Origin of the sequence: Ectobacillus antri (assembly GCF_003852715.1) — a bacterium.
Lineage (GTDB): Bacteria > Bacillota > Bacilli > Bacillales > Bacillaceae_G > Ectobacillus > Ectobacillus antri.
Genome location: NZ_RIAV01000031.1, coordinates 1 through 17,813, shown reverse-complemented (window position 1 = coordinate 17,813; position 17,813 = coordinate 1). Strand labels below are relative to the sequence as shown.

The following is a 17,813-nucleotide window of genomic DNA, read 5'->3' as shown; positions in this document are numbered from 1 at the left end:
CACCGTCCCAGGTATACGTATATTTGCCGTCAGATTTGCGATTGCCATTCGCATCATAGGTAAGTGTTTCTGTACCGTATTTCGTTAACTGGTTTCCACTGTTAAATGTCGCAGTTGTGATCGTATAGTTTTTCTTATTCCATTTTACTTTATATGTATATCCCTTTTCACTAAATTCCTATTTCACACAAAACAAAAACCCCGCCTACGCGGGGTCTTACCTCTTCGCCTCCGCTGCTTCCTTTTTAAAGAAGCTCTTCATCGCGTGGAAGACGTCGGCTTTTTGTTTTAGGATATAATACCGAAAATTTTCGTCGTGGATATTTTTGTAGGCAGACATGAGAGTTGAGTGACGGTTATATTGGTTGACTTCCCCATATCCAAACATATTGCACACCTTCATCAGCTCCTGCACGAGCTTGACGCAGCGCGCGTTGTCAGATGTGAGGTTGTCGCCGTCCGAGAAGTGGAACGGATAGATGTTATAGCGGCTCGGCTGGTATTTGCCGTCTATCACCTCAAGCGCTTTTCGGTAGACGGATGAGCAAATCGTACCACCGCTTTCTCCTTTCGAGAAAAACTCTTCTTCTGATACAACACGTGCTTCAGTATGATGGGCGATAAATTCAATATCGACCGTTTCATATTTGGTACGCAAAAAACGAGTCATCCAAAAGAAGAAGCTGCGTGCCATATATTTCTCCCAAATGCCCATCGATCCGCTTGTATCCATCATCGCCAGCACAACAGCCTTTGATTCCGGTTTGAGCACTTCGTTCCAGGTGCGAAATTTTAAATCCTCCGGATGGATAGGGTGAAACGATGGCGTACCACTCATCGCATTACGCTTGTAAGCAGCAATCATGGTTCGTTTTTTATCAATATTGCCCATTAATCCTGTTTTGCGAATATCATTAAATTCAATGTGCTCTAGTTTATTTTCATCTGCTTCTTTTTTCTTTAAATTTGGCAGTTCAAGTTCATTGAATAGTGCTTGCTCGAGCTCCATTAATGAGACTTCTGCTTCATAATAATCTTCTCCGGCTTGATCGCCAGCTCCTTGGCCCTTTCCTGGTCCTTTTTGCTGGCCGCTCCCTGATCCATCTCTTGCGACAACGTCACCGACCTTGCTTTCACCTGACCCTTGCCCTACATGTTTGTTTTTATCATAGTTATATCGAATTTTATATTCATCTAGCGAGCGAATAGGTATTTTGACAACGTCCCTGCCGTTAGACATAATGATACTTTCCTCCGTAATCAAGTCGGCGAGATTGTTTTTAATAGCCTCCTGCACCTTTTCTTGATGACGCTGCTGATCGTCATGTCCTTTACGGTGGAGGGACCAATTCTCTCGGGAAATCGTATAATTGTTCTTGTTGTCCTCACTCATGCATTTTCCCTCCTATAAGCTTGTTGATTAAGGCTCTTTTGTTTTGGATTGTGTTAGCACTTGTTGATTGAAATAAAGGGGATAAGACTCCTGCGGGAAGCCCCCCGTAACAGAAATCAACAACGAGCTTTAACAGCATTTAATAAAAATAATTCCGTCCACATGCACATTATGAGCGTTGCTGCATAAAGTATTGTGTCGGCTTTTTCCTGTAAACGTATGTGATGGTTGGTTACTCTATCATATGCGATATTGTTGAATAATTGACAAATTATTTCGATAATTATAAACCTCATTTTTCACTGGACAAGATGCCCCTAAGCTCCGGTGATACAAAAAAGTATGCCAAGATGGCATACTTTTCTTTTTATCTGTTCAACAAGCTGCCTACATAGCGAAGCAATTCGTTGGCAGATGTAGAGTTATAGCCGTATTCATCTATCAAGCGCGCTACAACCTCGTTGATTTTCTTCAGTTGGTTTTCATCTGGCGTTTTGGAGGACGTTGTAATTTTAACAACATCTTTTAAATCCGCAAACAATTTCTTTTGAATCGCTTCGCGCAAACGCTCATGCGAGTTGTAATCAAATCGTTTGCCTTTTCTTGCGTAGGCAGAAATACGGATTAAGATTTCCTCACGGAACGCTTTTTTCGCGTTCTCAGAAATGCCGATTTGCTCCTCGATGGAACGCATTAGCTTCTCATCTGGATTCATTTCTTCACCTGTTAGCTGATCGCGAAGCTTCGCTTTGTTGCAGTAGGCTTCGACGTTATCGAGGTAATTATCCATCATCGTTTTCGCAGACTCTTCGTACGAGTAAACAAATGCTTTTTGAACTTCTTTCTTCGCGATATTATCGTATTCTTTTCTGGCGATAGAAATAAAGTTCATATAGCGGTCACGATCTTCGGTGCTGATGGACGGATGCTGGTCTAAGCCGTCTTTTAAGGAGCGCAACACGTCAAGCGCATTGATGGAAGGCACCTCTTTTCGAATGATGGTGGACGAAATACGGTTGATAACGTAACGCGGATCAATACCACCCATTCCTTCGTCCTGGAATTCACGCTGCATTTCTTCCACATCAATGGAGTTATAACCTTCTACCATTTCACCATCATATAAACGCATCTTCTTAATCAAATCAATGTCAGGTCGCTTCGGTTCTTTTAAACGTGTTAGGATGGTGAACATAGCGGCAACACGTAAGGTGTGCGGGGCAATATGAACATTGGATACATCACTCTCGCGAATCATTTTGGCATAAATCCGCTCTTCTTCGCTTACGCGCAGGTTATATGGAATTGGCATAACGATAATCCGAGAATGAAGTGCCTCATTTTTCTTATTTGAGATAAAGGAACGATACTCCGTTTCATTCGTATGAGCGACAATCAGCTCATCCGCCGAAATTAATGCAAATCGGCCGGCCTTAAAGTTACCTTCCTGTGTAAGTGACAGCAAATGCCATAAAAACTTTTCATCGCACTTGAGCATCTCCTGAAACTCCATCATCCCGCGGTTAGCTTTATTAAGCTCTCCATCAAATCGATACGCGCGCGGATCTGATTCAGAGCCGTACTCGGCGATGGTGGAGAAATCAAGGCTACCCGTCAAATCTGCAATATCTTGGGACTTCGGATCGGAAGGACTAAATGTACCGATACCGGTGCGGCGATCTTCAGAGAAGAAAATACGCTCCACTATGACATCTTCAATATGGCCATTATACTCCTTCTCAAGACGCATGAGGTTTAACGGAGAAAGATTCCCCTCAATACGTACCCCATATTCTTCGTAGAAATCTTGACGTAAATGATGCGGAATGAGATGCAAAGGATCTTCATGCATTGGACATCCCTTAATGGCGTACACGGCACCGCGATCTGTATGCGAATAAGCCTCAAGACCGCGCTTTAACATGGTTACCAAAGTCGATTTACCACCGCTGACCGGACCCATTAATAACAAAATCCGCTTTCTTACATCTAAGCGCTTCGCGGATGGATGGAAGTATTCTTCCACCAGACGCTCTAGCGCGTCTTCCAGCCCAAATAGCTGGTTACTAAAAAATTGGTACTTTTTCTTCCCTTCAATTTCTTTAATCCCGGCATCTTTAATCATGTTATAAATGCGCGAATGGGCTGTTTGTGCAATCCATGGTCTTTCCTTCACCAAATCCAAATACTCTCTAAATGTACCTTCCCATTTTAATAGCTGCTCAGTTTCCCGGTGCTGTTCAATCTTTTTTAGAATATCCATATGGAACCTCCCATTCTCTTCTTCAAAAAAGGATTATTATAAACTTATGCAAGGATGTCCTCGGATTATGAGTATGTATTGCAAAATTCAGAAATTCGCTACCAACAGATTCTAAAAATCAGCTATAATGAAGATGCGGGGATTCTAGGCAAAGGGAGGAAACGATCATGAAATTCATGTTAATTTTAGGTGTGATGATCGCATTCTTAAGTGCAATCTTTACGGCAGGATACAATGATAAACCCGGTGTAAAATAAGAAGGACATATACAGATCGTTAACAGTTTATCTGTACATATGGTCTCATGTTTGCGACAATAAGAAAAACCTGTCCATTCTGGACAGGCTTTTCTTATTCATCTACTAGATATAAATGTTCCATTTCGGGTGCCGGAAGCGGTTTTTCAAAATAATAGCCTTGCGCGTATACCGCATTCTTTTGCTTTAAGAAACGGATTTGCTCTGCATCTTCTACCCCTTCAGCAATGACTTCTAAGCCGAGTGTTTGTGCCAAATGAATAATTGCCGTTGTAATCTTCGCATCTCTTTCATCGGCATTTACTTCTTGAATAAAAGAGCGATCAATTTTAATTGTATCAATTGGGTAACGTTTTAAATAACTAAGTGATGAGTAACCTGTACCAAAATCATCAAGATGAATACTAATACCTCTTCGTTTCAACTCGTTTAACACTTGTTCAGATTTCTCATCGTGCATAAGAGCACCTTCTGTAATCTCAATGACTAATAAATCGGAAGAAATACGATATTTATGTAATGCATCATCAATTGTTTCAATAATTCTTTGTGATCGAAATTGCTTTCCTGATACATTTACTGCAATCGGTACTGGCTGATAACCAGCATCAATCCACTCTCGTAACTGACGACATGCTTCAAATAATACCCATTCATCTATTTTAAAGATTAAACCAGTGCGTTCCGCTAATGGAATGAAAATATCAGGTCTTACATTCCCCAGTTCTTTATTGTGCCAGCGAATTAAAGCTTCCATTCCCATTACTTTTTGATTCAGTAAGTTAACTTGCGGCTGATAGTAAAGCTGAAACTCTCCTCGTTCAAGCGCTCTGTTCATGTTTGTTTTTAAAGACAGCTGTGCCTCTTTTGCATCATCTTGCCGATTGTCATAAAAATTATAGTGACTTTTACCTTGTTCTTTAGAAGCATCGAGTGCAAAATCTGCACGTTTTAATAACGTTTTTTCATCATTGCCATGCTCAGGGTATAGTACGATACCTATGCTGGCGCCTAAATGAAAGCCTTCCCCTTGAATTAAGAAGCTTTGTTGAAAGATAGCTTGAATTCGTCTAGCTGTTTCCTCAACGAGCTGTTGCTCATGTTCTTGAGTGAGTATGACAAATTGGTCACCATGCTGTCTAAATACCTGCGCTGACCCTACATTTTTTTCTAGTCGTCTGGCAACCTCTTTTAATACCTCATCGCCTTCTTTATGTCCGTAAGTGTCATTAACCATACGAAAACCATCTAAATCGACTAAGATCACAGCGAATTTCTGTTCCTTTGTAAGCCATTCTGACAGCGTTTTTGTACAAGAGATATGATTTTGTAAGCCTGTTAGTTGATCATAATATGCAAAGTATTTGGTTTGTAAGTCATTTAATGCTTGATGAGTAATGTCCCGAGCGACCATATACATACCCTTAATTTCATCATTTATAATAATGGGAATCGTCTTAAGATGTACATAAAGTAGGTTGCCATGAACATCTTGACATGACTGCAAAGCAATTTCTACAGACTCCCCTTTTAATGTACTGAAAAATGCTTTTTCATATACAGTTTGGTTTTCTTTAGAAACATATTCAATCATCGGCCGACCTGTCAAGTCTTTTGGTCCATACCCAAACATACTGTAAGCAGCGGGATTCGCATAACCAATAATCCCCTTTTCGTCCAAAGAGACAATCGCATCACTATTATATTCTAGAAGCGACTCATATCTCATCTGACTTTCCACTAAACGATTTTGTTCTTGAATCCGATCTGTTATATTTCTCGTAATGCAAACAACATATTTACATACATCGTCCACAACAATAGGGTTTAATAGTGATTCATAATGTTCATCTCGTTCTACTGTACGTACAACGTCTTGAAAGATATAAACCTGCTTTTGCTGTACTACTTTTTCATATACCTGTTGCAACGCTTCTGCAAGTTCAGGAGAAAGAACTTCTTGAAACATCTTTTCATAAGCTTGTTCTGTTAAGCGTGCATGTGTCATTGCTCGTTTATTCATGTATGTATAACGAAATACAAACGGTTCTTCTACACGCACGATAAACACCAAATCTTGAATCGTGTTCAAAAGTTCTTCATGTATCAATTCATCTATGAATCTTTCAGAAGCCATGATTTGTTTCAAGATGTTTTCTTTCATATCATCTGCAACCTATCCCTTTATTTTTCTATATATGTATATTTTAATAAATATCTCACTGTTTTGAAATATGATATTGTAATATTTTCTCGTTATTATGATGTTTTTTATTTTATTTTTATACACAGTGTTTTTAGATTCTTTGAATGTTAAAAATACAGCTAATCATTTACATTTACTATAAAACTTTTGGAGGATACGCAATTCAAAGTTGCCTCCTTCATTATTAAATCTATAGAGTTAGCAATACAAAAAAATAAAAGAGTCCCGCCGGGAACTCTTTTATTTAATGAGATCTGGATAGTTTTGTTGACGTAGTGCCTCATACACAAGAATTGCTGCTGTATTAGATAAATTTAAAGAACGCACGTTTCCTGTCATCGGAATTCGCAAGCAGCGCTCTAAATTTGCTTGAATAACCTCAGGTGGTAAACCTGTTGTTTCACGCCCAAAAATAAAATAATAATCTTTTTCTACATTGCTGTAGTCAAATGTCGTATGCGGCTGTTTTCCATGCTTGGTTAAGTAGAAAAACTCTCCGTCTTCATTGGCAGTGAAAAAATGCTCAAGATTGTCATAGTAATGGATTTGTACAAATTCCCAGTAATCCAAACCGGCACGCTTCAACATCTTATCATCTGTAGAAAAACCTAAAGGACGAATTAAATGAAGATGTGCTCCTGTCGCTGCGCATGTGCGTGCAATATTACCTGTATTGGAAGGAATCTCTGGTTGATATAAAACTACATGTATTGCCACAATCAGTCACCCCGTTTATTCTTTCTCTTTATTATAACAGGAAATGTACTTAATACACATTGTCCAGAATTCTAAAAAATTTGTATTTCATCTGCGGTGTGTACTTACTTGAATCCTCGTAAGACCAGTAGCGCTTTCTGCTGTCTGCGGAATGGGCATTGACGAGTGGCATGCCCTTTGCATCTTTACCGGTAACAATGGTAGTATGATTCCATCTTCCATCATTTTCAAAATCATATGCAATAATATCACCTAAACGCAATTCCTCTGGTGTCTTTACTTGTTCCGCAAGAGGACCTGTTGGTGTATTTGTCAAATACAACTGAAACGAATGTGCCACTGACCAGCTCCAGCTCCATTGATTGTTTTGTTGCCACCAGCCGTTTCCTACACGGGGGTAACCAGTCATCGGAATTTCACCAGCATGCAAACACTGTGAAATAAAGTTTGTGCAATTGTCCGGAAAGTTATTATAACGCGGATTACGACTGTTCCACCATGCTTCTGCATACTTTATAGCCTCCATGCGGTTGTACTTATATGGTAATCCAGACCCTTTTCCCTTTGTCGTGGGCCGCCCTACCTCTTCCCACTCGTCAACAATCCGATACACCGAATGCACTTTACCGTCTCTCATTAGAATGTCCGAACGCTCCATACATTCTTCTTCAATATATATATAATCTTTTTGTTTAATAAGATACTCAAAATGTATAATATAATCAATTGTTTGGGCCAAGCGTTTAGACGGACATACGCGTGCTGTACATTTAACGACTTCCGCATCACGTCGGCACAGCAGGTCTTTTTTTCGAATAGCAACGTCCCGCCAATCCTCAGGTAGTTGTAACTCTGTTCGACTATCGATAATAAAATCTATATAGCCTTGTGTGAGTATACGAAGTCTTTCTTCTATCTTCATCATCACACCTCCTCATTTTACGATATGAGAAGGACAAAAAAAACTTGTGCTTTTTTATTGAATTTCTAGCATGCGGATGCCTTTTTCCATCTCAAGCAACACTTCCAAATCGGTTTCTTTCTCTTTAGCATGCTGAATATGCGTAAGCGCTTCTTTGACGCCGATTTTTCCAAGAGCCCAAGCAGCTGTACCACGCATAACAGGGCGAGAGTCTTGTTTCATTACATCGATGAGTTCTGGAACTGCTGTTTCATCCTTAAAATGTGCCAAAGCTAAAATCGCATTACGCTGAATCGGCTTTTTGCCTCGCCATGAACCAGACATTGGTCCATATTTCTCTTTAAATTCTCGATTACTTATCGTTAAAAGTGGCTTTAGAAGCGGCTTTACAAGCTCTGGATCTGGCTCCATTTCAGGATGATGATGAAAATTCATGCCTTTATTTTTAGGACACACTGTTTGACATGTATCACATCCATATAAACGATTGCCTATTTTATCACGAAATTCATCAGCCAAAAAGCCTTTTGTTTGCGTTAAAAAGGCAATACAGCTCTGTGAATTTAGTTGTCCACCAGCAACAAGAGCACCTGTTGGACATATATCAATACATTTCGTACAAGTACCGCACTGATCTTCAATAGGTGTATCTGGTGTAAATGGAATATTTGTAATCATCTCACCTAGATACACATACGATCCAAACTCAGGTGTAATGATGGAGCAGTTCTTTGCACTCCAGCCAATGCCTGCTCGCTCGGCAACCGCACGATCGCTCAGCTCGCCTGTATCTACCATGGAACTAATTTGTACATCAGGAACACGTTCACGCAAAAATGCCTCTAGCTTCTCTAAACGATCACGAAGTACGACGTGGTAGTCACGCCCCCAAGAGGCACGGCAAAAAATACCCCGACGTTCTCCTCTTTTACTCTGCGGCGCGTTCTTTAACTTTGATGGATATGCCAATGCAATGGCAATAATTGATTTGGCTCCGGGAAGCAACCGCTCTGGTTCTGTTCTTTTTTCAACATCAGACTCTTCAAACCCTGATTGATATCCTAGCTCTTGTTGTACAATCAATCGTTGCTTTAATTCCGTAAAAGGTTCCGCACTAGCAAATCCAATTTTATCAATGCCAATTTCTTTACTATATTGAATAAGCTCTTGCTTCAAGCGCTCCATCATAACACCTCCATCCTCACACAAATTAAAAAACGCAATGCCCCGTTTTTAATAGTAACGAAACACTGCGTTGATCACAAGTTGATAGGGTAGCGAACGATGTTACCATCTGTCCGTACTGCTTAATATGTTTCTGATTATATCATTGACATGTGTAACAAGCAAGAATTTTAGCGAAAAAAGTCGAAAAAAATTTTTATTAAAAAACCTTTTCTCAATTCAAAATATCCTTACTACATAGACATATACGATTCCTTTCCTTTTAGAAGACCTTACCATAAAAGACCTTCTATAGAAGGCCTTTTATGCTACTTTGCTGTACGTTTGCGATACAACAACGCTAGTCCAATTAACAACAAGATTACACCTGCTGCTAATACATTATAGAAAGAAGTTGCTGTATCCGGTAAGTTCCCTTTTTCTTTCGTTTCTTCCGGAGTAGGTTTTACTTCTAAGTCGCCCTTACCTGGGTCTGTTCCTTTACCTGGGTCTGTTCCTTTACCTGGATCTGTTCCTTCACCTGGGTCTGTTCCTTCACCTGGGTCTGTTCCTTCACCTTGACGTGTAACAGAAACAACAAACGACTTCGTGTTCTTTCCAATTGCACCGCCATCACCTTTGAAAACGCCAGACTTATTCTCTTCAGAAGGCTCGATCGAAACGGTAACGTCATTTTGACCAGGTTGGAGTTTTACTGTATGACTAAAAGTCATGTCCAGGTTCACTACCACGTCTTCTCCGCCAATCTTTAATACACCCTCTTTAATCGCATTTCCTTTAAACTCAACGGTATCTCCGTTTACAACAGCACCATTTTGGGGAGATTCTAATACGACTGGTTTATCAATCCATCGTAAGATACGATCTTGTACGACCATTTTGTTGTTTCCTTGATTTTGAACAACAATTTTTAGGTCTGTACCCGATGCACCGTAGCCATAATAGCTGATATCGTCATCAGTTGCATCACCGTTATGATCAGCAAGACCTTCTTGATCCCAGCTTTGACCTTTTACATATTTGTAGGTTACCTCTGTGCCTTCTTGCAATTCAACTGTATACTCCCAATCTGGTGTAACAGCACCATTGCGGCTCATTTCCCATGCACCTGTATTCCAGCCATTCAAGCTGCCTGGCATTGTTAATTTTTCGGATAGATCTGTATAACCTGGTGCATTTACTTTGAATGTAACCTGAACCATAACAATATCAGGCTTACCTACTACTTGATTAGAATCCGTATGGTTTCCTGCTTTATCATATACACGAACTTGATACTTATATTGCTTACCGTTCTCCACTTCATAGTCACGATAAGATGTTTTTGAGATATCCTCAAGCCCTGCAACAACCTTACCATCACGTACAATTTGAATCAGGTATGGATCTTTTGCATCTTGCAATGTCCAGTGTAAGTTTACTTGTCCAGACTCTTGCACTGGTTCAGCCAAAGTTACACTTGCAGCTGGCTTTTCTGTATCGCTAGTATTTGCTGTAAATACAACTGTTTCAGTAGGGGACACTTTCCAGCTGCGACCATTGTCAGAACTGAATGCTACTCGGTATTCATATGTTCCTACTTCGTATGTGCGGAAGGAAGCTGAAAACACGTTTTTACCGCCATCTTGTCCTTCATATTTACTTGTATATGCTTCCCACTCACCATTTGGCGCTTTTACTTCAAGCTTTGCGGTTACACCTTCTGCTGCTTCAGTATCTGTTGCGCCGGCTAATTGTAGGGACGCGGCTACAAGATGTACTTTAGATAAATCAAGAACTTGATCTGTTAACTTTGTTACATTGGAAATTGCTGCATTTGTTAAATCATAATGGGGAATAACCGCACCACTGATATAGGCTAGGTCCGATTCATTTCCTTTATCATCCAAAGCTGCCACAGCAAAGTAATAATTGCGACCGTTTTCCAATCCTGTTAATGTCACAGAAGAATCAGCCGTTTCTTTTACCTTTTGATACAAAGCACCTTCGATATTGGATTGGTATACAGCATACTTGCTTGCTGTACCATTCCAAGAAAGGGTAACTTCTTTAGAAGCTTCTTTTGCTTTTACTTCTGTTGCTGGTGTTGGCTTTTCTGCTACATCAGCTAGCAGCATACGTCCTGTTTTCGCAGGCACTGTCACTTTTACCATACCATTCTCAACAGTAGCTTGGAACGATGAATCTAGTTGATCAACAAGTTTTAAACCATTTGTCCATGCAACCGGAATTTCAACTGTTTGCGCATCGCCTCTGTTAATAACAACAAGTGCAGCCTGCTTACCATTGTCACGGCTGTATGCAAATACATCACCGTTTGCATATACATGCGCAAGCTCACCGTGCGCGAATAAATCAGCATTATCTGTACGAACCTTCGCAACCTTTTGATAGTGTGCGATTAAGTCTTTATCTTCTTTACCCCATACATACGTACGACGATCGTCTGGATCTTTAGATCCTGTTACACCTGCTTCATCTCCGTAATAAATGGTCGGGGCACCTGCATATCCCATTTGGAAAATAGCCGCAAGCTTCAGACGTTCTTTCCCTACTTCATAGCTGTATTTCTCATCCCACTCCGCACGTTCGGAAGAATCACTTCCGTTACCAAGTAAGTACACAGCACGAGCCGTGTCATGAGAGCCCATCAAGTTCATTAACGCGTAGAAGCTTTCACGCGGATAGTCCTCTTGAACAGCTATTAGCTGATTTTTAGCACCTTCAGCTTTACCGTTTTTCAAGAAGTCCATCACAGCACGTTCAAAACGATAGTTCATAACAGAATCGTATTGATCACCTACGAAGTACTTAGATGCATCATCCCAAATCTCTCCTAAGATGAGTGGCTCTTCACCGCTCTTAAGCGTCGGACCTGCACCTACCATTTTTGTTTTTAATTCTTTGCGGAATTCTCTCCAAAACTCGCTGTCTACCTCGTTCGCTACATCTAAGCGCCAGCCGGATCCACCTCGAGTTAACCAGCTTTTTGCTACGGAATCATCTTCATAGAAAATATAATCTGCAAATGGCTTGTTGTTTAGTTCACTGTCATATTTAACAGCATCGCCTGGAATAGATTTAATTTCTGGTAAACTATCAAAGCCCCACCACGCCTGGTACTTATAACGCTCATTTTTCGTGCCAACATCTACTTTTTCATTTTCAATGTTGAACCAGTTATGGAAGCCATATGAACTAAATGTTTGCCCTTCTTTCTTGAACTTTTCTTCAGCCAATTTCTTAGCTTCTTCTTCTGTAATGCCTTTCTCTTTCATCAAATCATAAATAGTTGCCCAATACTCATATGCGCCAACTGTATCATATTTATTGTAACGGTCGAAATAAATAGAATCATCCGCAACATGATTGAACACACCATCTAAAATTAAGTGCATATTGCGCTTTTCTAACTCTTTTACAAATGCTTCAAACTCTTCAGGCGTTCCAAACATCGGATCAATGACTTTATAATCAGTTGCATCATATTTGTGGTTAGATGCTGCTTTAGCGATCGGATTTAAATAAATTGTATTTACCCCTAACGATTGGATATAATCTAGCTTTTCATGAATTCCTTTAATATCACCGCCGAAGAAATCATTGCTCCACTCTCCGTCGCCAGTATATTTATCTGGATATTTCTCCCCAATACGAGGGTTGTCCGGATATTCCTCCCAGCTTTTCGGATGCTCAATTGGTTGATTACCGCGCGCTGTATCTTTTGCAGTATCATTTTCCTTATTGCCATTGTAGAAACGGTCAGGGAAAATTTGATATACAATGGCTTCCTTCATCCAATCTGGCGTTCTGTATGCTGGATCGTATGCTGTCAATTGGAACAAACCAGCGTTCTGATCCTCTGCTTTACCCGTTCCGCCTTCTGTTGTATCCTCGCCATATTCAGCTGTTGCTTCATTATCGCCTACAATAAACTTATAGCCGTGCACACCCTTTTTCTCAGGTGTAAATTTCGCTTCCCAAAACTCTACATTTTCGTTTCTAACTTTTGTCCAGCCAGCGTATGTCATTTTTACTACTTTTGTATCGCCTGTTAAGTAGTTTTTCACATACACACTTGCACGCGTTAAATCATCTTTTTTGGCGGACAAACGAAGCGTTACTTCTTTGCCAGCAGGTACAGCACCAAATGGCTGACGATATGCTTGCTCCCATGTGTTATGAGATAGCTTGTCTTTTGTTACTGTGCTATCAGATCCACCTGGATTATAATCCGTTAAGATCGTTTTCGCATTACTGTCAAAAGTAAACGTAATTTCTGCATCGCTTAACACATTCAACTTTGCGTTGTCCTGTGGGTATGCTTCATCCCAAGTAGTACCTAAAACAACTTTGTATTCATATTTTCCTTTTGGTACCGCTGTTTTAAATGTGTAAACGTTATCAAAGTTATCATCTGTAAATAATGCCGTTGACTTATCAGGTGTCCAAGCATCACCTGCTTTAATTGCTGGTTGGATATCTCCAACAAGACGCGGCTGCTTTTCTTTTGCGATAGCTTGATACCAAGTAGAATCCGCAATTTTATGTGTACCGTCGTGGTAATAGAATGTTACTTCTGTATCTTTATCCAAGGTCAGCTTTATATTATCGCCGCCTTTTGCACCATCTTTACCGTAGTTTTCATCCCAGCTGCCGTTAATTGCAACTTTGTATTCATAGCTGCCTGCCTTAAGCATGCCTTTTAGCTCATAAAAGCCGTTTCCAACAGCTGTCATTTTGGTTTTCTCAGCTGAAGGATCCCAATCTGATGTATGTCCCAACTGCTGTTGTAAATTTCCTACGAGATGCACAGTACGCTCTGCAGCCTTAATAATTGGCCCTGCATAAGAAAGCATCTGCAATAAGAGCGCAAAAACAAGAAAAATAGACAAATTTCTTCTGCTTCTCATAATTCCCTCCTCGAATTTGTGCACGTTGCACGCGCAATTTGTGAAAACGTTTGCATAATTAATTTAAAAAACGAGACTGGTAATCAACTAGACAGTCTCTTCATATAGCAATCAAAATAACATTATTTCCCCTAACATTTATGCAAACGCTTCCTTTATCTATTTTCCCATGATTCTACAAATAATTCAATTAGAATTTTTTGAAAATACAATATAATTCTGATGAAGATTTTTTGAAATTCTTATAAATTATTAGTGCTAGTCTCTATCAAAGCTTTAATAAAAAAGTGACGGGATAGCCCGTCACTTTTTCAACTCTTCTTCAATCGCTTTTTTGATGCTCATATAATCCGGATTTACTAACTTGCCATTGACATATATGCTCGGCGCACCCTGTACCTTTAACTTTAAAGCAAGGTCTTTATCTTTGTTCACTTTCTCAATGATTTCCTTGCTCTGCATATCTTTCTTAAATTGTTCAACATCAATATCAGACATTTTTTCTGTCACAAGCTGCTCAAGTAAATTTTGAGTAATCCATGCTTCTTCTGGCTTTTTTTGCGCTTGGTACAGTTCATGATAAAATGACCAAAAAGCTTGAGGATTTTGCTTATACACAGCTTCTCCGGCACGTGCGCCCAGCATTGAATCATCACCAATAAATGGGAAATTAATAAAGTGGAACTGTATTTTCCCCGTTTCAACATATTCTTGCTTCAATTGTGGAAGCACCGTGTTATCCCATGTACGACATGCAGGACATTTAAAATCACCAAACTCTACAACATGTATATTAGCTTCTTTATTACCAAGTGTTTGTTGATTTGTGTATTGAAAGGGATCTGCTTCTCCTTCCTTCTTCTTTTGATAAATACTATAAGCGATAGTCCCCCCCAAAATGAGAAAAGCAATGGAGAAAATAATCAATATGATGGACATGTTTTTAGACTTCATGCAATCTTCCTCTTTACGTATTTTATATAAGTAGTATGGTCTCAAATTGAGTACATTACCCATGATAACAAGGTTTTGTTCACGAGTCTATTCTCCTGCACACCTGACACAATATTGCCACAAGTATAACGTAACGACAAAAGGAAACAGTAATACAGAAGACCCTATAAAAGGAGAGACACATAATGGATAATAAACAAAATTTCGTTGAAACACTGCATACACAACAAAAAAAGCAAGAAAAGAATAAGCGCTCTCAAGGCAAAGGACACCCTGATAAAGTATTACCGAATAATCAACACTAATATATTGAGTCACGAAAGCATGGAGCACCTTCCTCCATGCTTTTTCATCATAACTTGTTCAAACTTTTGACACACGTTTTTGTTTGGAACATGTTAGAATAGAAAGGATAGTATACTGCTCAAGGAGGCTTTGCAATGAACACACCAAATAATGAAACAAGTGGTCGCAACTATACCGCATTTGTTGTTACGCTTTCTATTGTCGTTAATGCCATTATTTTGCTCTTGTTCTTCGGACCTGTCGGATACGAAGGAGAAGTTAGCTTTGATACTTCTATTTTGCCTCGCATTAACGCTGTTTTAAATAGTTTTACTTTTATATTTTTAGTTGCAGCACTTTATTTTATTAAAAAGAAAAATATTACGTTGCACAAACGCTTTATTCTTGCTGCTTTTACCACTACATTGCTCTTTTGTGTATCATACTTAACGCATCAATACCTATCAGAGCCAACACACTTCGGCGGCGAAGGGTTTATTAGAACTGTATATTTCTTCATTTTAATTACACATAGTGTATTAGCTGCCATTATTGTTCCGCTTGCTCTATTCTCCTTGATTTGGGGATGGACAGGACAGCTTACAAAGCATCGTAAAATTGTAAGATGGTCTATGCCGATTTGGTTATATGTAAGCTTTACGGGTGTTGTGGTGTACTTAATGATTTCTCCGTATTATGGGTAAGAAAAAAGCTGCCAGGTGCTGGCAGCTTTTTTTGTATTTAGCGTATCTCTCTTTCCGCGAGCAGAGGGATCCTTATCAGCGCTATGCACCTGTGATTTTCCTTTAACTCGCTTTTCCCATAGCATAAATAGAAAAAGATGTTCTGATAATCAGAACATCTTTTTGGTATACCGGTGGCCGGGGTCGAACCGGCACTCCAGAGGAACACGATTTTGAGTCGTGCGCGTCTGCCAATTCCGCCACACCGGCATGGAGGCGGCAACCGGATTCGAACCGGTGGATAAAGGTTTTGCAGACCTTGGCCTTACCACTTGGCTATGCCGCCGTTATATGGAGCGGAAGACGGGATTCGAACCCGCGACCCCAACCTTGGCAAGGTTGTATTCTACCACTGAACTACTTCCGCATATGGCTGGGCTAGCTGGATTCGAACCAACGAATGACGGAGTCAAAGTCCGTTGCCTTACCGCTTGGCGATAGCCCAATATGTTATAAATACATTATATCTTATTTGTTCACTTTAGTACAAACAAAATGGGGCGATCGATGGGAATCGAACCCACGAATGTCGGAGCCACAATCCGATGCGTTAACCACTTCGCCACGACCGCCATATTTTTGGCAGGGGTAGTAGGAATCGAACCCACACCGGAGGTTTTGGAGACCTCTGTTCTACCTTTAAACTATACCCCTAAATGGTGGAGGGGGACGGATTCGAACCGCCGAACCCTGAGGGAGCGGATTTACAGTCCGCCGCGTTTAGCCACTTCGCTACCCCTCCACGATGGTGCCGGCTAGAGGACTTGAACCCCCAACCTACTGATTACAAGTCAGTTGCTCTGCCAATTGAGCTAAGCCGGCATATGAAAAGACATTTATTTATCATTTTTAAAAGTGGCTCGGGACGGAATCGAACCGCCGACACGAGGATTTTCAGTCCTCTGCTCTACCGACTGAGCTACCGAGCCAAAATGGCGGTCCCGACCGGGATCGAACCGGCGATCTCCTGCGTGACAGGCAGGCATGTTAACCGCTACACCACGGGACCTTGGTTGCGGGGACAGGATTTGAACCTGCGACCTTCGGGTTATGAGCCCGACGAGCTACCAGACTGCTCCACCCCGCGACGATAAAAAATAACTTTACTTTTAAATATATGGTGGAGGATGACGGGATCGAACCGCCGACCCCCTGCTTGTAAGGCAGGTGCTCTCCCAGCTGAGCTAATCCTCCACTATATGGTGACCCGTACGGGATTCGAACCCGTGTTACCGCCGTGAAAGGGCGGTGTCTTAACCACTTGACCAACGGGCCAGATAATGGCGGAGAGCGAGGGATTCGAACCCTCGATACGCTTGTGACGTATACACGATTTCCAATCGTGCTCCTTCGGCCTCTCGGACAGCTCTCCATTTAAATGGCTCCGCAAGTAGGATTCGAACCTACGACCTATCGGTTAACAGCCGATTGCTCTACCGCTGAGCTATTGCGGAATATAAAATAATTGTTTGCAACATTACTTCTTGTAACAGCCGATCGTCCTGATCTCAGGATGATTATTCAAGAAGCAGCTCGATCAGTACGCTGATGTATAATCAATGAAGATTATTCGTTCGTGCTCTACCGCTGAGCTATTGCGGAATAATGCAAGCCTGGCAACGTCCTACTCTCACAGGGACAAGGTCCCAACTACCATCGGCGCAAAAGAGCTTAACTTCCGTGTTCGGTATGGGAACGGGTGTGACCTCTTTGCCATCATTACCAGACTCTTATTATTATACTGACAGAAGAAAATCTGTCAAGAAGAAATATCATATTCCTTCAAAACTGGATAACAAAGTGTATTCGTAATCTAGCTTTAGCTCGCTACACGCTCGCCTTTGCTTTTTATATTTGGTTAAGCCCTCGATCGATTAGTATCAGTCAGCTCCACACGTCACCGCGCTTCCACCTCTGACCTATCAACCTGATCATCTTTCAGGGATCTTACTAGCTTGACACTATGGGAAATCTC

Annotated in this window: 10 protein-coding genes, 15 tRNA genes and 2 rRNA genes; 2 read left to right on the top strand and 25 right to left on the bottom strand. The window is 40.7% G+C overall.

Annotated features, from left to right (window positions below):
• Nucleotides 1-217: 217 nt before the first annotated feature.
• The 8 genes from yhbH to EEJ45_RS16805 form a co-directional block, all read right to left on the bottom strand.
• A complete protein-coding gene (gene yhbH, locus EEJ45_RS16840; RefSeq protein WP_124565927.1) occupies nucleotides 218-1,393 on the bottom strand; it encodes a sporulation protein YhbH in 1,176 nt (391 codons plus the stop codon).
• A gap of 367 nt (nucleotides 1,394-1,760) precedes the next feature.
• A complete protein-coding gene (locus EEJ45_RS16835; protein WP_124565926.1) occupies nucleotides 1,761-3,656 on the bottom strand; it encodes a PrkA family serine protein kinase in 1,896 nt (631 codons plus the stop codon).
• A gap of 351 nt (nucleotides 3,657-4,007) precedes the next feature.
• On the bottom strand, nucleotides 4,008-6,077 hold the full coding sequence (locus EEJ45_RS16830; RefSeq protein ID WP_124565925.1) for a sensor domain-containing protein: 2,070 nt from the start codon (nucleotides 6,075-6,077) through the stop codon (nucleotides 4,008-4,010).
• 282 nt (nucleotides 6,078-6,359) lie between these two features.
• Entirely contained in the window at nucleotides 6,360-6,836 is a 477-nt protein-coding gene (trmL, locus tag EEJ45_RS16825; RefSeq protein ID WP_124565924.1) for a tRNA (uridine(34)/cytosine(34)/5-carboxymethylaminomethyluridine(34)-2'-O)-methyltransferase TrmL, read from the bottom strand.
• Between the two features lie 49 nt (nucleotides 6,837-6,885).
• Complete coding sequence (locus EEJ45_RS16820; protein ID WP_124565928.1) at nucleotides 6,886-7,758, bottom strand: amidase domain-containing protein; 873 nt, start codon at nucleotides 7,756-7,758, stop codon at nucleotides 6,886-6,888.
• A 54-nt stretch (nucleotides 7,759-7,812) separates the two neighbouring features.
• On the bottom strand, nucleotides 7,813-8,946 hold the full coding sequence (gene queG, locus EEJ45_RS16815; protein ID WP_124565923.1) for a tRNA epoxyqueuosine(34) reductase QueG: 1,134 nt from the start codon (nucleotides 8,944-8,946) through the stop codon (nucleotides 7,813-7,815).
• A 305-nt stretch (nucleotides 8,947-9,251) separates the two neighbouring features.
• The gene (locus tag EEJ45_RS16810; protein ID WP_124565922.1) at nucleotides 9,252-13,856 is read right to left on the bottom strand and encodes a pullulanase X25 domain-containing protein; all 4,605 of its coding nucleotides are present in this window, start codon (nucleotides 13,854-13,856) and stop codon (nucleotides 9,252-9,254) included.
• A gap of 303 nt (nucleotides 13,857-14,159) precedes the next feature.
• Nucleotides 14,160-14,810, bottom strand: a complete 651-nt coding sequence (locus tag EEJ45_RS16805) for a DsbA family protein (protein WP_124565921.1) — start codon at nucleotides 14,808-14,810, stop codon at nucleotides 14,160-14,162.
• Between the two features lie 185 nt (nucleotides 14,811-14,995).
• Here EEJ45_RS16805 and EEJ45_RS16800 point away from each other — a divergent pair, with 185 nt between their 5' ends.
• Together EEJ45_RS16800 and EEJ45_RS16795 are read left to right on the top strand one after the other, a co-directional pair.
• Nucleotides 14,996-15,115, top strand: a complete 120-nt coding sequence (locus EEJ45_RS16800) for a DUF4023 family protein (RefSeq protein ID WP_124565920.1) — start codon at nucleotides 14,996-14,998, stop codon at nucleotides 15,113-15,115.
• Nucleotides 15,116-15,250: 135 nt separating this feature from the next.
• Nucleotides 15,251-15,799: a DUF420 domain-containing protein gene (locus EEJ45_RS16795; protein WP_124565919.1), complete on the top strand. Its 549-nt coding sequence runs from the start codon at nucleotides 15,251-15,253 to the stop codon at nucleotides 15,797-15,799.
• Between the two features lie 168 nt (nucleotides 15,800-15,967).
• Here the strand turns inward: EEJ45_RS16795 and EEJ45_RS16790 are convergent.
• The 17 genes from EEJ45_RS16790 to EEJ45_RS16710 all read right to left on the bottom strand — a co-directional run.
• Nucleotides 15,968-16,048, bottom strand: a tRNA-Leu gene (locus tag EEJ45_RS16790).
• A gap of 1 nt (nucleotide 16,049) precedes the next feature.
• Nucleotides 16,050-16,124 (bottom strand) — tRNA-Cys (locus EEJ45_RS16785).
• 6 nt (nucleotides 16,125-16,130) lie between these two features.
• Nucleotides 16,131-16,205: transfer RNA gene (locus EEJ45_RS16780), tRNA-Gly, on the bottom strand.
• Nucleotides 16,206-16,208: 3 nt separating this feature from the next.
• Nucleotides 16,209-16,283, bottom strand: a tRNA-Gln gene (locus EEJ45_RS16775).
• Between the two features lie 51 nt (nucleotides 16,284-16,334).
• A tRNA-His gene (locus EEJ45_RS16770) sits at nucleotides 16,335-16,410 on the bottom strand.
• An 8-nt stretch (nucleotides 16,411-16,418) separates the two neighbouring features.
• Nucleotides 16,419-16,492: transfer RNA gene (locus EEJ45_RS16765), tRNA-Trp, on the bottom strand.
• Between the two features lie 3 nt (nucleotides 16,493-16,495).
• Nucleotides 16,496-16,580: transfer RNA gene (locus EEJ45_RS16760), tRNA-Tyr, on the bottom strand.
• Nucleotides 16,581-16,584: 4 nt separating this feature from the next.
• A tRNA-Thr gene (locus tag EEJ45_RS16755) sits at nucleotides 16,585-16,660 on the bottom strand.
• A 34-nt stretch (nucleotides 16,661-16,694) separates the two neighbouring features.
• Nucleotides 16,695-16,767, bottom strand: a tRNA-Phe gene (locus tag EEJ45_RS16750).
• 4 nt (nucleotides 16,768-16,771) lie between these two features.
• A tRNA-Asp gene (locus EEJ45_RS16745) sits at nucleotides 16,772-16,847 on the bottom strand.
• Between the two features lies 1 nt (nucleotide 16,848).
• A tRNA-Met gene (locus tag EEJ45_RS16740) sits at nucleotides 16,849-16,925 on the bottom strand.
• Nucleotides 16,926-16,956: 31 nt separating this feature from the next.
• Nucleotides 16,957-17,032, bottom strand: a tRNA-Val gene (locus EEJ45_RS16735).
• 6 nt (nucleotides 17,033-17,038) lie between these two features.
• Nucleotides 17,039-17,113 (bottom strand) — tRNA-Glu (locus EEJ45_RS16730).
• A gap of 6 nt (nucleotides 17,114-17,119) precedes the next feature.
• Nucleotides 17,120-17,210: transfer RNA gene (locus tag EEJ45_RS16725), tRNA-Ser, on the bottom strand.
• A 7-nt stretch (nucleotides 17,211-17,217) separates the two neighbouring features.
• A tRNA-Asn gene (locus tag EEJ45_RS16720) sits at nucleotides 17,218-17,292 on the bottom strand.
• A gap of 157 nt (nucleotides 17,293-17,449) precedes the next feature.
• Nucleotides 17,450-17,565: ribosomal RNA gene (gene rrf, locus EEJ45_RS16715) — 5S ribosomal RNA — on the bottom strand.
• A 127-nt stretch (nucleotides 17,566-17,692) separates the two neighbouring features.
• Nucleotides 17,693-17,813: ribosomal RNA gene (locus tag EEJ45_RS16710) — 23S ribosomal RNA — on the bottom strand; the annotation flags it as partial.